Annotated in this window: 15 protein-coding genes; 5 read left to right on the top strand and 10 right to left on the bottom strand. The window is 42.8% G+C overall.

What is annotated here, in order from left to right; translation table 11 throughout:
- The first annotated feature begins 7 nt into the window (after nucleotides 1-7).
- The 3 genes from uca to A7P54_RS04370 all read left to right on the top strand — a co-directional run bounded on the left by uca (nucleotide 8) and on the right by A7P54_RS04370 (nucleotide 5467).
- Complete coding sequence (gene uca / locus A7P54_RS04360; RefSeq protein WP_171548773.1) at nucleotides 8-3613, top strand: urea carboxylase; 3606 nt, start codon at nucleotides 8-10, stop codon at nucleotides 3611-3613.
- A 302-nt stretch (nucleotides 3614-3915) separates the two neighbouring features.
- Nucleotides 3916-4353, top strand: a complete 438-nt coding sequence (locus tag A7P54_RS04365; protein ID WP_004654007.1) for a ribbon-helix-helix protein, CopG family — start codon at nucleotides 3916-3918, stop codon at nucleotides 4351-4353.
- Nucleotides 4354-4432: 79 nt separating this feature from the next.
- Nucleotides 4433-5467: an ABC transporter substrate-binding protein gene (locus A7P54_RS04370; protein ID WP_171549196.1), complete on the top strand. Its 1035-nt coding sequence runs from the start codon at nucleotides 4433-4435 to the stop codon at nucleotides 5465-5467.
- A 123-nt stretch (nucleotides 5468-5590) separates the two neighbouring features.
- Here the strand turns inward: A7P54_RS04370 and A7P54_RS04375 are convergent, their stop codons facing one another.
- The 8 genes from A7P54_RS04375 to yiaA all read right to left on the bottom strand — a co-directional run bounded on the left by A7P54_RS04375 (nucleotide 5591) and on the right by yiaA (nucleotide 12421).
- The gene (locus A7P54_RS04375) at nucleotides 5591-6466 is read right to left on the bottom strand and encodes a hypothetical protein (RefSeq protein ID WP_171548774.1); all 876 of its coding nucleotides are present in this window, start codon (nucleotides 6464-6466) and stop codon (nucleotides 5591-5593) included.
- Complete coding sequence (locus tag A7P54_RS04380; protein ID WP_171548775.1) at nucleotides 6463-7479, bottom strand: isopenicillin N synthase family oxygenase; 1017 nt, start codon at nucleotides 7477-7479, stop codon at nucleotides 6463-6465. Before A7P54_RS04380 ends, A7P54_RS04375 begins: the two co-directional genes overlap by 4 nt.
- 53 nt (nucleotides 7480-7532) lie before the next feature.
- The gene (locus A7P54_RS04385) at nucleotides 7533-8411 is read right to left on the bottom strand and encodes an ABC transporter ATP-binding protein (protein ID WP_171548776.1); all 879 of its coding nucleotides are present in this window, start codon (nucleotides 8409-8411) and stop codon (nucleotides 7533-7535) included.
- 2 nt (nucleotides 8412-8413) lie between these two features.
- A complete protein-coding gene (locus A7P54_RS04390) occupies nucleotides 8414-9349 on the bottom strand; it encodes an ABC transporter permease (RefSeq protein ID WP_171548777.1) in 936 nt (311 codons plus the stop codon).
- A gap of 170 nt (nucleotides 9350-9519) precedes the next feature.
- The gene (locus A7P54_RS04395; protein ID WP_101236426.1) at nucleotides 9520-9774 is read right to left on the bottom strand and encodes a YfhL family 4Fe-4S dicluster ferredoxin; all 255 of its coding nucleotides are present in this window, start codon (nucleotides 9772-9774) and stop codon (nucleotides 9520-9522) included.
- A gap of 1 nt (nucleotide 9775) precedes the next feature.
- Complete coding sequence (yegQ, locus tag A7P54_RS04400) at nucleotides 9776-11143, bottom strand: tRNA 5-hydroxyuridine modification protein YegQ (protein WP_171548778.1); 1368 nt, start codon at nucleotides 11141-11143, stop codon at nucleotides 9776-9778.
- A 145-nt stretch (nucleotides 11144-11288) separates the two neighbouring features.
- Nucleotides 11289-11717, bottom strand: a complete 429-nt coding sequence (locus A7P54_RS04405) for a hypothetical protein (RefSeq protein WP_004806422.1) — start codon at nucleotides 11715-11717, stop codon at nucleotides 11289-11291.
- Between the two features lie 236 nt (nucleotides 11718-11953).
- A complete protein-coding gene (yiaA, locus tag A7P54_RS04410) occupies nucleotides 11954-12421 on the bottom strand; it encodes an inner membrane protein YiaA (RefSeq protein WP_171548779.1) in 468 nt (155 codons plus the stop codon).
- 238 nt (nucleotides 12422-12659) lie between these two features.
- On the opposite strand from yiaA, the gene prfA reads away from it, so the two are divergent.
- Both prfA and prmC read left to right on the top strand, forming a co-directional pair.
- Nucleotides 12660-13748: a peptide chain release factor 1 gene (gene prfA, locus A7P54_RS04415; protein ID WP_171548780.1), complete on the top strand. Its 1089-nt coding sequence runs from the start codon at nucleotides 12660-12662 to the stop codon at nucleotides 13746-13748.
- Nucleotides 13748-14563: a peptide chain release factor N(5)-glutamine methyltransferase gene (gene prmC / locus A7P54_RS04420; RefSeq protein WP_171548781.1), complete on the top strand. Its 816-nt coding sequence runs from the start codon at nucleotides 13748-13750 to the stop codon at nucleotides 14561-14563. The genes prfA and prmC overlap by 1 nt, the downstream gene beginning before the upstream one ends.
- On the opposite strand, the gene A7P54_RS04425 is transcribed toward prmC, so the two are convergent.
- Nucleotides 14560-15405 carry an ABC transporter permease gene (locus A7P54_RS04425; RefSeq protein WP_171548782.1) on the bottom strand — a complete coding sequence of 282 codons (846 nt, stop codon included), beginning with the start codon at nucleotides 15403-15405 and terminating at the stop codon, nucleotides 14560-14562. The genes prmC and A7P54_RS04425 overlap by 4 nt on opposite strands.
- Nucleotides 15406-15408: 3 nt before the next feature.
- The gene (locus A7P54_RS04430; RefSeq protein ID WP_171548783.1) at nucleotides 15409-16383 is read right to left on the bottom strand and encodes an aliphatic sulfonate ABC transporter substrate-binding protein; all 975 of its coding nucleotides are present in this window, start codon (nucleotides 16381-16383) and stop codon (nucleotides 15409-15411) included.
- Between the last annotated feature and the right edge of the window lie 125 nt (nucleotides 16384-16508).

The following is a 16508-nucleotide window of genomic DNA, read 5'->3' on the forward strand; positions in this document are numbered from 1 at the left end:
TGGCAAAATGTTTAAAAAAGTACTGATTGCCAATCGGGGGGCGATTGCCTGTCGCGTTATTCGTAGTTTAAAGAAACTTGGGATTCAATCGGTTGCGGTCTATTCCGAAGCAGACAGAGATTCCTTGCATGTTAGTTTAGCCGATGAAGCGATTTTTATCGGTGATTCAGCTGCACAGCAAAGTTATTTAAATATTGAAAAAATCCTAGCCGCAGCACAGCACACTGGGGCCGAAGCGATTCATCCTGGTTATGGTTTTTTATCGGAAAATGCCGCATTTTGTGATTTGTGCGAGCAACAGGGCATTGCCTTCATTGGCCCAACTTCACAACAAATGCGTGATTTTGGTCTAAAACATACCGCACGAGCATTGGCGATCGAGAACAATGTGCCTTTACTCCCAGGCAGTCAGTTGCTCACCGACTTGGATGATGCCGTGTTTCAGGCCGATCAGATTGGCTATCCCGTAATGCTGAAAAGCACCGCAGGTGGTGGCGGTATCGGGATGCGTCTGGTCTGGAATGCACAGGAATTAAAAGAAGCCTATCAAACTGTTTCCTATCTGGCGCAAGCCAATTTTAAAGATGCGGGATTGTATCTGGAAAAGTTTGTCGAAAATGCGCGCCATATTGAGGTACAGATTTTCGGTGATGGTCAGGGCCATGTCATTGCACTGGGTGAGCGTGATTGTTCAGTACAACGCCGTAACCAAAAGGTGATTGAAGAGACGCCTGCACCACATTTGAATGATGAACAGCGCACCTATATTCAACAGATCGCCATTCAATTGATGCAGTCGGTACAGTATCGTTCAGCGGGTACGGTTGAATTTGTGATGGATACCGATACCCAACAGTTTTACTTTCTGGAGGTGAATACACGCTTACAAGTGGAACATGGGGTGACGGAACAGGTTTATGGCGTTGATCTGGTTGAATGGATGGTGACCTTGGCCAGTGGGGATTGGCAAGCACCGCAACAGATTACGCCACCCAAAGGCCATTCGATTCAAGTGCGTTTATATGCCGAAGATCCGATCAAAAACTTTCAACCTAGCGCAGGCTTATTGACCAGTGTTAAATTTGACTCTCAATCACGGGTGGAAACGTGGGTAGAAACAGGTTCGAATGTTTCTTCATTCTATGACCCGATGATTGCAAAAATTATTGTCACGGCGACAGATCGTGAGCAGGCGATTGCTGCCATGCAAAATAGCCTAAGTAATACGGAAATTGCAGGGATTGAAACCAATCTCGAGTACTTACAGGAAATTATCAATGGAGAGGTGTTTCAGCAAGGCACACAGACCACACGTTTCTTGAATCGTTTTGAATGGAAAACCCAAAAAATAGAGGTGTTTCAGGCAGGCATTCAAACTGCAGTGCAAGATGTAACAGGGCGTTTGGGTTATTGGGATGTTGGGGTTCCACCCTCAGGCGCGATGGATGCATTGAGTCTGAATGTTGCCAATCAATTGTTGGGCAATGCATTTAACAGTTCGGGACTAGAATGTACCTTGCTTGGACCGACTTTAAAATTTCATTGTGACAGTCAGATTGCCATCACTGGCGGTGAGATGGAGGCTAGTCTAGATGGGCAGCCTATAGCGATGTGGTCGACCATTAGTGTCCGTAAAGGTCAGGTACTCAAATGCGGTCGTATCAGTACAGGTTGTCGTAGCTATATTGGGATTAAACATGGATTTAATCTGCCTGCGTATTTAGGCAGTTTAGCCACATTTACCTTAGGGCAATTTGGTGGTCATGCAGGGCGTAACTTATTGATTGGTGATATGTTGCCAATCACTGAGGCGGAAACCGAGCAAACAGTTGTATTAAAGCCTGAACAAATCCCTAGTTTTAAAACTGAATGGGAAATTGCGGTCATGTATGGCCCGCATGGTGCACCTGATTTCTTTACGCCAAATGATGTTGCCATGTTTTTTGATCAAGACTGGGAAATTCATTTTAACTCGAGTCGTACTGGGATCCGCTTGATTGGACCTAAACCTGAATGGGCAAGGATTGATGGAGGCGAGGCTGGTCTACATGCATCGAATATCCATGACAATGCCTATGCGATTGGTGCAATTGATTTCACGGGAGATATGCCGATTATTTTAGGGCCAGATGGCCCGAGTTTAGGCGGCTTTGTTTGTCCTGCTGTGGTGATCAACTCAGAATTATGGAAGTTGGGGCAACTCAAAGCAGGCGATAAAGTCAGATTTATTCCTGTTAGCTATGCGCAGGCGCAACAGTTAGAACAACGTTATCAATCGACTTTACAGGATGAAACCACATCACAGATTAACTTTGCCCCTGTATTTAAAGCTGAACCTGTCACCTTAAAAAATGCGGTGTTGGCAACTTTGGATCAGGGCGCTGACAAGCCCAAAGTGAGCTACCGTCCCGCTGGGAACCAATATCTGTTGGTAGAATATGGTGAACTGGTCTTAGATCTCAATTTACGTTTTCGTATTCATGCCTTGATGCAATGGGTACAGCAACAAAATATTCAGGGCATCATTGATCTGACCCCGGGCATTCGTTCATTGCAGATTCATTATGATTCAACGGTTCTAGAGCAACTGGATTTATTGCGCTTGTTACAGGTGGCTGAAAGTGAATTACCCGATATTGAAAATATGCAGGTACCGTCTAGAACTGTGTATTTGCCCTTAGCTTGGGAAGATTCACAAACGCAGCTTGCAACCGAAAAATATACGCAATTGGTTCGTCCAGATGCACCGTGGTGCCCCGATAATATCGAGTTCATTCGCCGTATTAATGGTCTAGCATCTAAGCAAGCAGTAAAAGACGTGGTCTATGATACTGCTTATTTGGTGATGGGCTTAGGCGATGTCTACCTGGGTGCACCCGTTGCCACGCCGTTAGATCCAAGACATCGTTTAGTCACCACCAAATATAATCCTGCACGAACATGGACGCCTGAAAATGCGGTTGGAATTGGCGGGGCTTATATGTGTGTTTATGGCATGGAAGGACCGGGTGGCTATCAGTTTGTAGGACGTACCACACAGGTGTGGAGTCGTTATCGTCAAAATCCGAATTTTGAACTGCATAAGCCATGGTTGCTTAGATTCTTTGACCAGATCCGTTTCTATGAAGTGTCTGAATCTGAACTGTTGGACATGCGGGAAGACTTTAAAGCAGGTCGTTTGCAACTGAGGATCGAAGAAGGGGTACTGAATCTCAAAGACTACAATGCTTTTCTGAAAGACAATGAGAGTAGTATTCAGGCTTTTAAACAGGTTCAACAAAGCAATTTTGAAGACGAGCGCCGTCGATGGCATGAAGCGGGCTTGGCTGAATATGTTTCAGAAAGTCTAGATGCTGTACTGGATGATTCAGAGATCACAGTTCCAAACGGTGGAATGATCGTGGAGTCACATATGCCAGGCTCGGTCTGGAAAATTGAATGTACGGTGGGAGATATTATTGAAGAAGGGGAAACCTTGGCGGTGATTGAAGCAATGAAAATTGAAATCCCAATCCTTGCACCTGCAAAAATGAAAGTCGACAGTATCTTGATTGATAAAGCCCAAACGGTAAAAACAGGACAGGCATTATTCACGCTTGCACCTACTGTATAACGATCAAAACCCATGATGCAGAAAAGGCCCTATGATGAAACATAGGGCTTTTTTTATGTGCATTTATTCAGCAATTCACACGGGTTTCTTTATTACATTCGAATAAAAAACTGGCATAGATACTGCATTAAATATTACGAATTATAAATTTGGTATTACTAAGGCTGAGGTGGTTATGAAAACGCAATCAATCCTAATTCAGTATTTCAAAGTTGCAGCGCGCTGTTTTGCCAATTTACTGAGCGTCCGAGCAGGTCTGTATGTAAAGCAAACCCAACTCCCTAAACAATAGTCTGATCATTATGAATGCGCGTCCTAAACTGACTCGAATCAGTATTACCGTCCCGGAAAAGACGGTTGAAGCCTTAGATCAAACCATTGTCGAAGAGCATTATGAGAGTCGCTCTCAGGCGATTGTTGACATGATTAACAAGCATCTCATTGCTGAACAGGCACAGCAAAATGCAGTCATGGTCGGCACGCTGACATTGCTCTATGACGCCAGTTGTATGCCATTGCGGATGCAACTGTTAGATTTACAGCAGAAATTTTTAGAACAGGTGATTAGTTCATTACATATTCAACTGGATCAACAAAAAATATTGGAAGTCATGCTGTTACAAGGGGGCAGTAATGACCTTAAACAGATTAGTCAGCAATTTACTGCCTTAAAAGGGGTGATAAAAGGGCATCTGGAACTCATGGATGCCGTGATGCCACCCTTACAGCAAAATGAATAGGAAGCGTCGGCATTGGTATTGTCGCAAAACGTGGGATTCACATATTCTCTGGGCAAAATTTCAAAAAAGATATGGGGTGATTATGAAGCAAACAATAGTAACTTTATCCGTTTCTGTACTGTTGGGACTGGGTCTTACAGCGTGTGATAATTCGGTTAAGGTACCAACGGCGGAAAAGGCGACCGAAGCCAAAGATGCGACATCAACGACTCCAATGACGATTGGGTATAGTGATTGGCCGGGTTGGGTGGCTTGGCAAGTGGCGATTGAAAAAGGCTGGTTAAAAGACGCAGGCTTAAATGTCGAATTTAAATGGTTTGATTATTCAGCCTCAATTTCTGCCTTTGCTGCCAATCAACTGGATGCGGTGTTTATTACCAATGGCGATAATTTGGTCAATGCCTCGGGCGGAAGCAAGGGCATGATTATTATGGTGACCGATTATTCTGCGGGTAATGATGTCATTATTGCCAAGAATGGTATCAACAGCATTCAGGATTTGAAAGGAAAATCCATAGCAACGGAAAAGGGCTTGGTCGATCACCTGTTATTATCGACGGCTTTGAACGATGCCAAGATTCCATTCTCAGATATTAAGCTGGTCAACTCAGTAACCAATGAACTTCCTCAAGTGTTTGGCAGTCAGGATGTTGCTGCAATTGCAGTTTGGCAACCCGTGGCTAATCAGGCCTTAAAAGCCGTTGCAGGTTCCAAGATTATTTATAGTTCTAAAGATAAACCAGGCTTGATTTACGATACCTTGGCGGTAAATCCAACTCATTTATCTGCACATAAAGAGGATTGGAAAAAGCTGATCCAAGTGTGGGATAAAACAGTGAAGTATATTCAAGATCCTGCCACACACGCGGATGCGGTAAAAATCATGGCGAATCGTGTTGGTGTTGATCCTCAGCAATATGAGCAATTTATTGAGGGGACGCATCTACTGGATATTGCTGCGAATAAGAAAGTATTCCAAAAGGGAACAGGCTTTGACTCGATTTATGGCTCAACCTATCACGTCAATCAATTTAATGTCAGTAATGGGATTTATAAAACTGAAGTGGATGTAGATGGCTTGATCTATCCAGCTTTGGTGGGTGAGTTGAAATAGAGACTCTCTGGTATAAAAAATCGCTCATTAAGAGCGATTTTTTATTTTCGGATTTTGAAATCTGAAGGACAATCGTTTTAAAGCATTAATTGTCCTTGTCCAGATAATCAGATAGAAAAAGGATTAGTAAGTCCGTGTGGCATTTTTTAATAAATGCTTTTGTTCAGCAGCCAGCCATTGTTGTGTATCTGTGGTGGTTGCGGTTGTGGTATGAAATACAAAATTAGGCTGATAGATATCCAAGTGAAAATAAAGTCGATACAGTTCACCTTCAATCTTTTTTAGTTGAGTCAGGGTGTTGGCATCTTCTATTTCAAAATCATCCAGTGAAATAGATTGCTGCAAACGACTGGTGATTGTACTAAAACCAATAGAAGAACCATTTAAAGCAACTGAGACTTCATAGCTTTCAATGGCTTTGAGATCGTTTTCAGGATGATGAATCGGGCCATTTTTCAATTGATGTTGCAGCTGTGGATGACGTGATTGTGCATAAGCCATGTGTTGATCGCAGATCATCAAGCCCCCATCCATAGGTACAATCTGTTGTGTTGCCACATGTTGCATTTGAAATAGACGTAAACCGAGCAATAAGCCCTGTTGAGCCTGTTGCCGCCAATCTTCTACATAGGCATGGGAAGGTGAGAACTCTAAAATACTATTGCCGATCGGGTAAAGTTTTGCAGGTTCAGGCCATTGGATATGATTCTGATAGTTTTGATGAACCTGCCAAGAGAGTAATTCGCGATCTGAATCCCATAGAGTATCGCCAATCCATCCTTGTCGTTCATATACTGGAGTTTGATTGGCATCGATCAGTCGGAGGTCAATGCTGAAAGATCTGGACTGAAACCAATACACAATGGTCTTTTCGTCCGTCAAGCCATTGAAGAAGCTGATACTTTTACGTCTAAAGCATCCTAGTAAATAGCGTGGTAGGGGCAAGTGATCATCAATTGCTGTTGGCTCAAATTGCGTTAATAAGTTGATTAAATTCATTCACTTGCTCCTTGTTCAATTAAACCAAAAGAGTATAGTGGACGGGCATTTTCAAGTACCAACTCACCCGACTGAATGCGTTGCTTGAGGTACATAAAGGTTTGAGCTGTTTGGTTGAACAGATGTTCACCACCTTTCATTGGCGGATATAACGGCGCTTCATTAGGAATCAGCGGTTGAATCAGATAGTCATAATCACAGGAGAAGAACAGCGGAAAAGAGTAACGCTCTTCCTGTACCCGTCTTACCCGATGCTTGGTTGCCAGATAACGACCGTTGGATAAGATTTCCATCATGTCACCAATATTCATTACCATGGTGTTTTCAATTAAGGGAATATCGATCCATTCACCTTGTTTATTCAGTACCTGTAAACCTTCCGCCGTTGGAAATAAAAGGGTAAAACATTCATAGTCGGTATGTGCCCCAATGCCTGATTGATCTTGTGCTTCGGGATTGTAAGGGTAGTGAATCAGCCTCAATTGGCTTGGCGCATGCTTTGAATGCGGTTCAAAAAAGTCCTCATTCAAATCAAGCGCTAAGGCAAAAGCTTTAAATAGCTGATTTCCGATGGCTTTGATATGTTGATAATAATTTAAGACCGTGTGTTTAAAGTGAGCATCTTCAGGCCATAGTGTTGGGCCGAGTAAAGGACGACGATGCCGTTCACCGAGATAGTCATAATTGATGTCATAAGATTCTTTTAGATCATAGACATTGGCTTTGAATTGTTCTTCGCCGATTGGCACATAACCACTATGATTTTCGGATAGACCAATATAATGTTGCATTTTAGTGGCTTGGTCTTGGCTAAAATAATGCTGCGCGGTTTGTTTTAACTGATCGAACAGTTCGGGTTGAAATTGCTCCCCTTGAATGTATAAGAAGCCAACGTCTTTACAGGCTTGATCAAGTTGCTTCACCACCTGTTTGCGATCTTCTAAACTCGTGCTGTTGAGGAGTGAAATATCAATTAAGGGCAACACATAATCATGGTTCATGAGATTCACCATTGGCTGGTCGTCCAGCAATAAATGAAGCGTATTGGGTCGTCCCAAGCGCTATTTTATTTCTGTGTACTCATTTGGGTCATACGTGGAATTTTAGGTAAATCCTGCAAAGCTGGATCTAAGGCTTCCTCTTGGTGATGTACCAACAGATCAACACGCTGCCTTAGTTGTTTAAATTCAGGCGAATGCATCAGTTCCATAGTTCGTGGACGTGGTAAATGGACTTCGATAATCTCTTTGACTTCACCTGGATTGGCTTTTAAAGCCACAATGCGATCTGCCAGTAAAATGGCTTCATCCATGTCATGCGTGACAAATAAAATAGTAATATCAATGTTTTGCCATAAGTCCATGAGATGCTTTTGCATTTTTTGTCGGGTGTAGGGATCAAGTGCCCCAAAAGGCTCATCCATCAGTAAAATCTTGGGTTCATTGACCAAGGCACGGGCAATCGCGACACGCTGTTTCATCCCACCAGAAAGTTCATGTGGAAACTGATTTTCATATTTTTCTAAGCCAATAATATTGATCCATTCACGCGCCATTTCTTCGGCACGGGTTTGACTGATCCCTTTCATCAAAGGCCCAAACATCACATTTTCTTTGACGGTTTTCCATGGAAATAAGGTATAGCCTTGAAACACCATGCCACGTTCTGAACTTGGGCCTTTAATTCTTTGTCCTTCAACCAGAACCTCACCACTGTGGTAGTCATCTAGACCGGCAACCACACGGCTTAAAGTTGATTTTCCACAGCCCGAAGGACCAATCACACAGACAAACTCACGCTTATGAATACGTAAATCAATCTGGTTCAGTACGGTTCGTTCTGAATCACCATGCTGAAAAATTTGTGTTAGTTGCTTAGTTTCCAACATTACGGGACGCGTATAAATATGCTCAAAATAGGCTTTGGCATCAAAATGATCTGTCATATTTATACTCCTTTTTTCCATTTAAATAGGGAGCTACCCAGTTTCATTAAAATCAAATCACACAACAGTCCAATTACCCCGATAATCAGGATGGCTGCATAAACATTATCGAAATTTTGATAACGCGTTTGTTGAGTAATGAACCAGGTAATTCCTGAGGTCGCACCAATCAGTTCCGACACGATCAAATAGGTCCATGCCCAACCCAGCAACACTCGTTGATCTCGATAAATATCAGGCAGTGCCGCAGGGATTACCACATGGAACAGGCTTTTGAGCTTATTGGTACCTAGGGTATAACCTGCTTCAACCAAGCCGCGATCAACCATTCGAGTGGTATTGGCAATGATCAGAATTTGCTGAAATAAGGTTCCAATTACGATAATGGCAATTTTCGGAGCATCATTAATGCCTAAAATCGCCACCGCCAATGCCCCGAAAGCGGGTGCGGGCAGGTAGCGAAAGAACTCGACAAAGGGTTCAGTTAGCTTGGAAATAGTATTGGAAAAGCCACAGAGGATACCAAGCGGCACACCGATCAATGAAGAGATAAAAAACGCCGTAAACACAATCTTGATACTGTGCCACAGGCTTTGATGTAACCAAGGGGCATCGGCCTGTTGCGGGGGCGTGGTAAACGAAGTGAAAAGTGCTTTCGCCACTTGATGCGGAGCAGGCAAATAAATCGGATTGACCAGAATCCCTGTAGGCGGTGTTTTGCCTTGATTGACGGCATCTTGAGCCTCTGCATAATAAGCCTGCTTATCTATTCGGGTTCCTGCCTGTAGATAAGTGGCTGAGCCTGCATCGGTAATTTGAACTTGTGGATGCCAGATAAATGGTAAGTAACTGACGCAGCTCCAAATTAAGATGGGAATCAGAAAAGATCCCAAACTCAAGTAAAGCTTTTTCCTTTTTGACAATACTGAATGATGCATAGGTGCACACCCGTAGTAATACTAATTGAATAAAACGTAATACTAATTAGCAATTTTGATGCCAGTGCGGATGCTGAATCGCAAAATCAGGATGAAGTGCAGTTAATGAAAAGCGAGATAGGCACTTTGTAATTTGATAGCGATGCTTGTGCCTATCTTTTAGTGAAGCCTTAATGTTTGAATAAATTAAGATTATTAAATTTTATCAGCAGTTGATCAGGAGATTCTAGCCACGCTGGGTCAGGCTGAATACAATCGATGGGACAGACAGCGAGGCAAGTGGGTGCTGTGTAGAAACCGATGCATTCGGTGCAACGTTCTGGGTCGATTTCATAGACTTTTGCACCTTCATTAATCGCTTGATTGGGGCATTCAGGCAAGCACATATCACAATTGATACATGCATTGGTAATGATGAGTGCCATATCAATCTGCCGAATAGGCAAGTGCTGCAGATTGCAACTCGGTTGTGGCGTGCGGCAAATTACGAATCAAAAGTGCATATTCAATATCAATCTCAGCGGAGAGTGGAATTTCGACGATATGACCTGAACCTTTGGCATTTTCAATGGTATTGCCCTTAAGATCACGCATCTGTTCTAATTTGAAGTTGATATTGCCTTTGGGTGTCATTAACTCAAGCGAATCGCCAATCACAAAGCGGTTTTTAACCTCAATGCGAATATAGTCAGCATGACGGCCAATCACTTCACCGCAAAATTGTTGATAGTCAAAATGTGATGAACCATCGGTATAATTTTGATAATCGCTATGTACATGGCGTCGCAAGAAGCCCTCGGTATAACCACGATTGGCCAATCCTTCCAGTTGTGTCATCAAGCTAGGATCAAATTCTTTACTCACTAGTGCATCATCAATGGCTTTGCGGTAAATCTGTGCAGTACGGGCACAATAAAAATAAGATTTGGTACGACCTTCAATCTTTAAAGAAGTGACACCCATTTGAGTTAGACGATCCACATGCTGTACTGCACGTAGGTCTTTGGAGTTCATGAAATAGGTGCCATGCTCATCTTCTTCGGCGGCAAACATGTCTTCATCATTACGCTGCACTAAAACAGTTTGAGCCGTATTAGTGTTGTTTGATGTCTGTGCGCAACATTGCTGTTGGGTATCGACTTGCTGAACAGGAATGACATCACCATTGGCATCTTCTTGCGCTGAGTGGATTTTATAGTCCCAACGACAGGCATTGGTACAGGCGCCCTGATTGGCATCACGTTTATTCATATAGCCCGATAACAAGCAACGACCTGAATAGGCCATACACAGTGCACCATGTACGAACACTTCCAGTTCAATTTCAGGGACATGTTTCTGGATTTCTTCTATTTCTTCGAGCGAAAGTTCTCGTGACAAGATCACGCGACTTAGACCATAGTCTTTCCAGAATTTTACAGTAGCCCAATTGATCGCATTGGCTTGTACCGACAGATGAATCTGCATCTCAGGGAAATGTTCACGTACTAACATAATCAAACCAGGGTCTGACATAATCAGCGCATCTGGTTGCATGGCAATAATAGGTTCGATATCTCGGATAAAGTTTTTGAGCTTACTGTTATGCGGCTGGATATTGACCACCACATAAAATTTTTTGCCTAGGGTGTGGGCTTCATCAATCCCGATTTTTAAATTGTCATGATCAAATTCATTGTTGCGTACGCGTAAGCTATAACGTGGCTGGCCTGCATAGACCGCATCGGCACCATAAGCAAAAGCATAACGCATATTTTTAAGTGAACCAGCAGGAGAGAGTAATTCAGTATTCATGATGCGGAATAAAAGGCATATAAAAAATAAGGAATTATTTTAGAAAGTTCAGCATAAGGATTCAACCTAGCATTTTGCTCAGGATTTTATAGATGTTTAGGGGAAATCTAGGCCATAAAAAAGCACCCGAAGGTGCTTTTTAGAATTAGTGATGACGGTGCTTTCTTTTCTTCTTGTATTTTTTAGACTGGTAATTGTCATAGTCACGGTCTTGACCGACTTTACGGCCTAGAGCAGAACCACCTGCCGCACCAGCAGCAGCACCGATATAACCGCCAGTCGTACCACCGAGGTTTTTACCTACAGTATAACCACCCACGCCGCCTAAACCACCACCAATAGCAGCTTCAGTACGGGTACGTTTGCTACTTGCAGCAGCTGCACCACCAGCACCACCGAGTGCAGAGCCAATCATTGCGCCGCTGTTTCCACCCATTTCTTTACCAATTGCAGTACCTACAACACTACCAAGCGCAGAAGTTGCAGCAACACGGGTTGCATTATCAGCATGAGCAGCAGTAACCAATGATGAGCTCGCAAAAACAGCAGCACATAACCAAGCATTTAATTTCATTTTTGACTCCGTGTCCGAAACATGACGGACCTCTTTTTCATGGCTGCAAATGTAACAAAGTTTGCGTATGAAAGTGTGGAGAAGCTTTTCTGAATTATTACTCTTTGGTGTCTGGATTGTAGTGTTTTGTTGCTGAGAATAGTAAGGAATGAGGGTTAAGTTTGATTAAACAATAAGATAGTTAATCACTGCACAAAAAAATGAAACCTTATTTTAAGGTTCCATTCATTTTTGAATTAATCTAATGAATCATCTTTGCTGCTTTGTTCTTCAATTTTGGGCTGGCGAGGATTCAGTTCAGTTTGCAAGCGTAGATAGTTTAAGTCACGGATATTCTTTTGGGTTGCGACCACGCCAAACAGACTTAATAAGAAGGACATGATGTAAAAGCCTTTTTCACTCATGCTCAGATCCGCATTCCATAAGCTCACCAATAAAAGACCGATACAAAGCGCCATCGAAGCCCAACATAGCCCATAGTAAATCGCAGTAACGGGAATTTCTTCGAGTTGGTCACGGACAGTTTTCTGTAATGATGCAGCAGAGAAAAGTCCATAAAGCAAGATCACCAGATAATAGCCTTTTTCATGCAAGGGCATATTGGCATTCCATAGACCAATCATAAAGCCAACGCCACCTGCGAGTAAGGCCACCCAGCTCGCAGCGATAAAGGCTGAGGTGGGGCGGTTTATAAAATTATTCATAGATTATCCTGTTGTTTTATCTTTCTATTTGTCTTTCATTATTTATATATAAGCCTTGATCAGAGAACAAGCAATGAAAACTAAAACTGAACAATTTGTGATGAAATGGGTGAGGAATAGTAAGTTCCCCTGATTCTCTATGTCTTTTAAGCAGTAGAGTCTGTAAACTATGCGCAATTTTTTGATTTTGCTCGTGCTTCATTGGCACTGAGTCTTTAGATTTTGAGATATTCCGCCCATGAAAGCATCACTCCGTTTAAGACTCGATCAACTTTGTGATCGTCACGAAGAGCTGACTGCATTACTCGCTGATGTAGAAGTAATTTCGGACAATAAACGTTTTCGTAAACTGTCCCGTGAACACAATGATTTAACTGAAATCACCGAGGTTTGGAGCAAATATCGTCAAGCGGAAGAAGATATCGAAACGGCTGAAATGATGAAATCAGATCCTGATTTCAAAGACATGGCCGAGGAAGAAATCAAAGAAAATAAAGCACTTTTGATTGCACTTGAAGAGCAATTAAACGTGTTGATGATTCCAAAAGATCCAAATGATGCCAACGCAGCCTATCTTGAGGTGCGTGCGGGTACAGGTGGTGATGAAGCTGCGATTTTTTCGGGTGATCTATTCCGTATGTATAGCAAATACGCTGAAACACAAGGCTGGCGTATCGAAGTGCTTTCTGAAAACGAAGGTGAGCATGGCGGCTATAAAGAGATCATTTGTCGTATTGATGGCGAAGGCGTCTATGGTCGCTTGAAATTTGAAAGTGGTGCACACCGCGTACAACGTGTTCCTGCGACTGAATCACAAGGCCGTGTCCATACTTCGGCTTGTACGGTTGCGATTCTGCCAGAAATCGATGTAGACACCACCGTTGAAATCAATCCTGCCGATTTGCGTATTGATACTTACCGTGCATCAGGTGCGGGTGGTCAGCACATTAACAAAACCGATTCAGCAGTACGTATTACCCATATTCCATCGGGTGTAGTGGTGGAATGTCAGGAAGAGCGTTCTCAGCATAAGAACAAAGCCAAAGCGATGGCTTTGTTAGTCTCACGTTTAGAAAATGCAAAACGTGCAGCAGCGGATGCAGCAACCTCGGAAATGCGCCGTGATTTGGTCGGTTCTGGTGACCGTTCAGAGCGTATTCGTACCTATAACTACCCGCAAGGTCGTATGACCGATCACCGTATCAACCTGACCTTATATAAGTTGGATGCGATTATGGAAGGTGATTTAACCGAACTATTAGATAGCTTACATCGTGAATATCAAGCAGATCAGTTGGCGATGCTTGCACAGGAAAATGGCGGCTAATGAATATTGCTCAAGCATTAGAGATTAAAGGTGAAATTGATAGCTATGAACGTCAAGAGGCGGCGTGGCTACTCGAACATATTTTGGGGATCAATACCTTAGAACTTAAATTAAGACTTGAGCAAGAACTGACTGAAATGCAGGAGCAAGCTTATTTAGATGGGCTGGCTCGTATCGAACAAGGTGAGCCATTGGCCTATGTCACAGGTTCACAACCGTTTTGGACGCTCGATTTAAAAGTCACCCATGACACTTTGGTGCCGCGTCCCGATACCGAAATCCTTGTGGAAACGGTATTAAAACTGCCTTTAAGTTCACAAGCCAATATTGTTGACCTAGGTACAGGAACAGGTGCGATTGCTTTGTCACTCGCGTGTGAACGTCCACAGTGGCAAGTCACTGCAACTGATATCTATGCACCGACTTTAGAGGTAGCGCAGGACAATGCCGTGCGACATGGTCTCATGCAGGTCAAGTTTGCTTGTGGTGCTTGGTTTGAAGCCTTAGAACAGCAACAGTTTGATCTGATTGTATCGAATCCGCCATATATTGATCCTGATGATGTGCATATGCAAAAGCTCAAGTCTGAACCTGAGCGTGCATTGATTGCAGATAAGCAGGGTATGGCAGATATTGAAATTATCATTACCCAAGGTAAAGACTGGCTTAAACCGAATGGCTGGATTGTGCTTGAACATGGTTATGACCAAGGCCAAGCAGTACGTGATATTTTTGAGCAACACGGTTTTGAGCAAATTCAGACCATCAAGGATTATGGTGGCAATGACCGAGTGACCTTGGCTCGTTGGGTTTAAGCCTGTTTGTGAATGGTATCACGCCAACCTAATAATCTATTTTCCAATTGCTTCATCAAACTATCCGATATTTTTCCAAGCAAAGCCAATAAAATAATCGCAATGATTACAATATCTGGGCGTGAAGTTTCTCGTCCATCACTGAGTAGATAACCAATTCCTTGGGTTGCGGCAATCAGTTCCGCTGCAATCATAAACATCCACGATAAGCTCAAGCTATTGCGTAAACCGGTCAGGATTCCAGAAGAAGCGGCAGGCAACACAATTGAGATAACCCGTTGCAATGCATTGAGGTGATAGACCTTTCCTACTTCAATTAGTTTTCGATCTACATTATGGATGGCAGCGACCGTATTGGTATAGGTCGGAAAAAAAGCACCTATCGCAATCAGTGTGATTTTAGAAGATTCATCAATCCCTAACCAAAGTAATAATAATGGAATCCATGCAAGGCTTGGAATGGATTTGAGTGCGGAAAAAGAGGGTTCTAAATAGGCTTCTACTTCTTTGCTTAAGCCGACCCAAATCGCAAAAATTAAAGCTAAACCACTACCGATTGCAAAACCGATGAGTACCCGCCAAGTACTGATGTAAATGTGCTGTAGTAAATCAGTTTGAGCCAAATCCCAAAAAGATTGCCACAAGCTACTGGGTGCAGGGAGTAAATACGCTTCGATATAGCCATTTCTGACTAAAAGTTCACAGAGTATTAACAGCAGAGTAGGAAGTAGCAATGCTTTTAGCCAACGAATGAGGTTTGCGCTAAAACGCTTTTTATTTATTTGTGCGCTTTGCTGAGCAAGAAAATCCGTTAGCCCAGCCTTGTGACTTGAATTGCGCATGGGTTATTTCACAACTTTTTGAGCAAAACGTGGGTCAAGTAGCTGATCAACCACTTGATTGACATCAGTTCCTTTTCTAACTAAGTCTTCTTCCGTCAGGATTTTTCCTGATCGTTTCAGGGCTTGAGCTTGTGTAGCAGATGGAATGTTTTGTTCAAAGTTGGTACGGCTCAACTGCAATTTTGCAACAGGTAAAGGCAGTTTCGCTTCACTTGCTAACAACGCAGCAACTTTATCTGGATTGGCTTTGGCCCATTTGCGTGCTTGTTCATAAGCTTTAATCACAGCTTCTACCGCTTCTGGACTTTGTTTACTAAACTCTTCTTTGACGCTCAAGACGCTATAACTATTAAACGCAACATTACGATACAGCAATTTAGCCCCAGATTGGATTTGTGCAGACGCCATTAAGGGATCAAGTCCCGCCCATGCATCCACTTGACCGCGTTCTAATGCTGTTTTGCCGTCTGGGTGTTGTAAATGAACCAATTGAACATCACGTTTATTCAGTCCGACTGTATCCAATGCTTGTAGCGTAAACAGGAAAGGATCTGTGCCCTTGGTCGCAGCAATTTTTTTGCCTTTGAGGTCTTTGAGGTTTTTGATTGGAGAATTTGCAGGAACAACCAATGCTGTCCATTCAGGTTGGCTTTGAATATAGACCGTCTTGATTGGGCTGCCGTTGGCGCGACTGAGTACTGCAGCCAAACCCGCGGTTGAAGCGAAATCAATACTATTGCTATTTAGATACTCTAGAGAACGGTTACTACCTTGGCTAAATACCCATTTAATTTCGGTATTGGGAAGGGCCTTTTCTAACAGTTTTTGATCTTTTACCACTAAGCTGGTTGGCGCATAGTAGGCATAGTCAAGTTTAAGTGTGGTGGGAATGGCAGCAAAACTGGAGGATATAAATACCGTAGAGAAGCCTAAAGCGAATAAAGTCTGAGAGAGAGGTAATTTAGAAAAGAAAGACATGAGCTAAATCAGCGCCGTATAATGAAATATCAGCGATCTTTACATGTATCACAGCGCATCCCAACTGAGTTATTTTGATTTAGAAATAATGATAATAGATAAAAATAAAATCGGTCTCAAAACAT

This window comes from Acinetobacter sp. Ac_3412 (genome assembly GCF_013072675.1).
GTDB lineage: Bacteria > Pseudomonadota > Gammaproteobacteria > Pseudomonadales > Moraxellaceae > Acinetobacter > Acinetobacter higginsii.